Origin of the sequence: Lapidilactobacillus gannanensis (genome assembly GCF_003946675.1) — a bacterium.
GTDB classification, from domain to species: domain Bacteria; phylum Bacillota; class Bacilli; order Lactobacillales; family Lactobacillaceae; genus Lapidilactobacillus; species Lapidilactobacillus gannanensis.
In genome coordinates this window covers 1-4,258 of record NZ_RHOT01000068.1, presented here as the reverse complement: position 1 = coordinate 4,258, position 4,258 = coordinate 1, and the positions used below count along the sequence as shown (strand labels likewise).

4 protein-coding genes and 1 pseudogene are annotated in these 4,258 nt (G+C 43.8%); all 5 read right to left on the bottom strand.

Annotation, left to right across the window (positions count from 1 at the left end; all coding sequences use genetic code 11):
- Positions 1–158 precede the first annotated feature (158 nt).
- Positions 159–1,193, bottom strand: a complete 1,035-nt coding sequence (locus EKM81_RS10955; RefSeq protein ID WP_125651592.1) for a hypothetical protein — start codon at positions 1,191–1,193, stop codon at positions 159–161.
- A 67-nt stretch (positions 1,194–1,260) separates the two neighbouring features.
- Complete coding sequence (locus EKM81_RS10950) at positions 1,261–2,085, bottom strand: 3-hydroxyacyl-CoA dehydrogenase (RefSeq protein WP_225420255.1); 825 nt, start codon at positions 2,083–2,085, stop codon at positions 1,261–1,263.
- Positions 2,086–2,442: 357 nt separating this feature from the next.
- Entirely contained in the window at positions 2,443–3,159 is a 717-nt protein-coding gene (locus tag EKM81_RS10945; RefSeq protein ID WP_003572070.1) for a nitroreductase family protein, read from the bottom strand.
- A gap of 242 nt (positions 3,160–3,401) precedes the next feature.
- Positions 3,402–4,082, bottom strand: coding sequence for an IS6-like element IS1216 family transposase (locus EKM81_RS10935; protein ID WP_164509309.1), 681 nt, complete (start codon positions 4,080–4,082; stop codon positions 3,402–3,404).
- Between the two features lie 65 nt (positions 4,083–4,147).
- Positions 4,148–4,258 (bottom strand): annotated as a pseudogene (locus EKM81_RS10930) (IS30 family transposase); the annotation flags it as partial.

Below are 4,258 nucleotides of genomic sequence, written 5' to 3'. Positions count from 1 at the left end.
TTTAAGGGGCTTTTTGCGTGTGGCAAGCCCTTCTAGGGCTAATAAAAAGCCACCCGCTATGCGGGTGGATGATTACTGTGCTGTTGACTTTTGATTTATCCAACCGACTTAAGTCATAGCCCCATCTGTGTATTTATTGCCTCGTCGGTTCTGCGGTATTAAACCAGTGGCATCATAGTTGGCTGGTCTAATACATGTTGATAACCAGCTGGGGCGTTAACACATTGCGGAATAACATCGACACTTGGAGCGGCACTGGTTACATAACTCTCCTCCAGTGGCATCATATTCTGTACTTCAACGTCGATTGTTGGGATCCCGGCGATATGAATATGGTTATCAATGGCGGGCTCCTTCACAACATCATTGCAGATTTTATGAACATAGATTAAGCTAACTTTCTTTTCTCCTTTAACGTAGCCACTCATAATGAAACGGTGGCCCATCATCGTTCCCTTCTTAACGACGCCAAACCCCCTGGTTTGAAGGTCATGCGGTGCCGTAAAGACCTCATGGGAAACCTTAACATCATCAAATTTAAAACCCAGCCGATCACCCATTTCATAGACCGCTGCAATATAATAGGCCGCAATTCCAGCCTTTAACTTGTCCTGAGGGAACTTGTCTGGATCCATCCCATAGCCGAAGACCTTCACCCAACTAGAGGTATTATCCTGATCATCTTCACCCGATTGAACGGTTAATTCATCAACGTGGTCGACGAGGTTACACAGGTACAGGGGAAGGTGGGAAGCGTAAAAGCCTGGTAATAGGCCACTCGGCATGAACGTGACCCCATTCTTTTGTGCGGCCGTATTGATCATCTTATATAAGTCCGGTGTAGTAACTTGTGAGTAGTATAGCGGGATAGTTGTAATACAATTTTTCTTAGCATTTAAAACCTTAACCATATCTTCTGCACTTGGTGTAAATGCGCCAGTCTCAGGATCATGACGGAGCGGAGTATAAACTAGTACCACGTCAGCATCTAACTTTAAGGCCGCGTCAATATCGTCAGTAACCTTAACACCAATTTCCGGAAAGCCAAATAAACCAGCTGCGTCCTTACCGATCTTTTCAGGATCATTATCAACGGCCGCCACCAGCTGAACCGATTGACGTTCACCGATCATCCGTACGGCGGCTCGACCAACATTACCTAATCCCCAAATAATCACCTTATACAGTCCCATAATAACTACTTCCTTCCTAAATCAGGCTAGCTGAAACATCAGTGCAGAGTATTATTCGGTTTTAATTCTACTTAAAAAAGTCGGGATCTTTGAATTCAGAGTCAGGATAGTGATAGAAGCCTTGTCCCGACTCAACACCGGTATGGCCCGCCGCAATCATTGGCTTTAGCTTATCGGCAATCTTTTTAAAGAGCTCATTGTGGGTCTGCTCATACTGGTTATTAACCACTGCATAAGTCGTCCGTAGCCCCACGATATCTTGAATCATAAACGGTCCCAATGGTGAACCATTGGAAATCATCCAATCCTTATCAATCGTATGGGGGTCGGCAACGCCATTAGCCCATAGCGCCATCGCTGCATTTAACAATGGCACCAGTAACGCATTCATGATGTAACCATGCTGTTCCTTCTTTAATACCACCGGAACCATCTTAATTGAACGGGCAAATGCAACCAGGTCGTCAATAACTGCCGCTGCCGTCTTCGGGCTGCCCACAATTTCAGCAACATTATGTTTCCAGATATGGTTAGCAAAGTGTAAGTGGGCAAACTTAGCTGGCCGATCAGTAAAAGCAACCAGTTCACTTGGTACGAAGGTTGATGAATTACTAGTGATGATCGTCTTTTCTGGTAACAGTGGACAAAGCTCACTGTAAAAGGCCTTTTTAATCTCTACTGACTCAGAAACCGATTCAATGACCAAGTCGGCATCGGCAACGGTTGCCGCCAGGTCATTACTAATACTAGTAATATTATCACAGGCCGCCTGATAGTCATCCGCGGTCGCTTGCATTTCTTTCATAAACGGCGCCTTGATTGCCGCCAGTCGCTTCTCGGCCCGGTCAATATGCCGGTTCCAAATCTTGACCTGGTAACCACAGCGGGCCATCTGAAAGGCAATTTAACTCCCCAACACACCGGCGCCAGCAACTACCACATTTTTAATTTCCATAACAACGCCTCCTAAATCTTCTCTGCACACCTTTATCATACCATAAATGATAGCGCTTTTTCAAATACAAAATGGCGTTTGTATGTGTCAAGTCTTTCTCGGTTCCACTAATTGAACTATTCTTTTTTGCTCGACTGCCGGCCAGGACGACCTCCACAGGGCCGACAACGACTGTGAATAGATCCTTCAACAAAGACAACACCCCCTTTGGAGGCAGCTGCCTAGAGATGATTGTCGCATGACACTTGACAAGACACAAATTAAAATTAAAAGATGAATCGATTTATTATCCTGTTATTTCAAACAGAACCCTTGTTGATGCAAGGCATCGAGTAGTTCGCTGCGCTTTTTCGGCGTATGGGCGGCACCGTTAGCTAACAAATGGGAGAAGGTTTCTTCGCGCTGATTGGTATCGCGGGTCGCATAGTAATGCTGAATCACGTGGTCGTAATCTGTTAGTTGCGTTTTCCAGTCGTCAGGTAAGTGATAAGTATTGTCGAAGCTCATTAAGCTTTGCGGCATGCGCGGCTTGAAGTTTGGTTTTTGATCGGGATAGCCGACAATCACGCCACAAATCGGGAAGGTGAGGTTCGGTAGGTGAAGCAGGGAGATCAATTGTTTTGGATCATTGAGGATACTGCCTAAAATCACGGTTCCTAACCCTTGATTTTCAGCGGCATCGACGAGGTTTTCTGCCGCCAATAAAGTATCCGATGCGGCTTGGATAAATTTATCCGTTGAGCTGAGTTGGTTAGGGTGGTCGGCGCATAGGTCGGCGCGGTATTGATCCGCCACGAAAATCAATAATTCACCATTGCCATCGACATAAGTTTGGTGGCTGATGGCGGCGATTTGTGAACGCAGTGCGGAATCGGTGATATGAATAATGCTAAAAGACTGCAAGAAATGTGAGGTTGCAGTATGTTGGGCCACAGTGATTAGGCGGTTCAAGCATTGCGGGTCAACTTGTTGCGTGGAAAATTTGCGAATGGTTCGATGATCTAAAAACATGTAATCGCCTCCAAAATAATTATAGTCGAAGTCTTAGCTAATGTAAGGAAAGAATTCGTGGTCTTGCAATACCGTCGTCAGCAAGGTAAGCTCAAGGCAAATTCAAGGAGGCCCAATGCCATGGCGATCACCATCACTCGTGTTACTGAGGCAAATGCTGAAGATTTATTATCCCAAATTGCAAGAACGGTTCTGTTGCAAAGTTTTAAATAAAGAATAAAATCCCTTACGGTATCTATGATTTAAGCTGGGATTCCCAATAATACCCTGATTTCAGTACAGACCGAAAACCCGAAGAGAGTGCCTTCTTTTCGGGTTTTCTTATATAATCCTCGAATGGCTTCCATGCCTTTAATCGTGGTAGAGGCAGTGCGTAAACTTCGATAGAATTTATTGCGTCTCTTTACTGGACGATGGTCTTGTTCAATCAAATTATTCAGGTATTTAATGGTACGATGTTCTGTCCCTTGATAAAAGCCGTATTCTTTTAGTTTCTTAAAGGCACTTGTAATAGAGGGGGCTTTATCTGTGACTACAACCTTCGGTTCATCAAACTGCTTCACTAACCGCTTAAGAAAAGCATAGGCTGCTTGTGTGTCCCGTTTTTTACGTAACCAAATATCCAAGGTTAAACCATCTGCATCGATGGCTCGATACAAATAATGCCATTTTCCTTTAATTTTGATGTACGTTTCATCCATTTTCCATGAATAAAAGGATTTTTTATTTTTCTTTTTCCAAATTTGATAGAGTAGTTTGCCATATTCTTGCACCCAACGATAAATCGTCGTATGAGAAACGTTAATGCCACGATCATATAAGATTTCTTGAACTTCACGATAGCTAAGGTTATAACGAAGATAGTAGCCCACGGCTACAATAATCACATCCTGCTGAAATTGCTTTCCTTTAAAATGATTCATCGTCATTCCTCCTGCTATCTTTTTCTATTATTCTACCTTATTTGATAGTAGATTTAAAACTTTGCAACAGAACCTTGCAGGGCTTGTCGACAAGTGTTAGCGTGATAGTCCGTAATCTTAACGATGATTTCATAACGACTAACACGCTCAGTCAAGGTCATAATAGCGGGTTCGCT

Bases quoted from the DNA above. Each gene is read 5' to 3' on its own strand.
- EKM81_RS10935 (WP_164509309.1), bottom strand. From the start codon at position 4,082: ATGAATCATTTTAAAGGAAAGCAATTTCAGCAGGATGTGATTATTGTA.
- EKM81_RS10945 (WP_003572070.1), bottom strand. From the start codon at position 3,159: ATGTTTTTAGATCATCGAACCATTCGCAAATTTTCCACGCAACAAGTT.
- EKM81_RS10955 (WP_125651592.1), bottom strand. From the start codon at position 1,193: ATGGGACTGTATAAGGTGATTATTTGGGGATTAGGTAATGTTGGTCGA.
- EKM81_RS10950 (WP_225420255.1), bottom strand. From the start codon at position 2,085: ATGGCCCGCTGTGGTTACCAGGTCAAGATTTGGAACCGGCATATTGAC.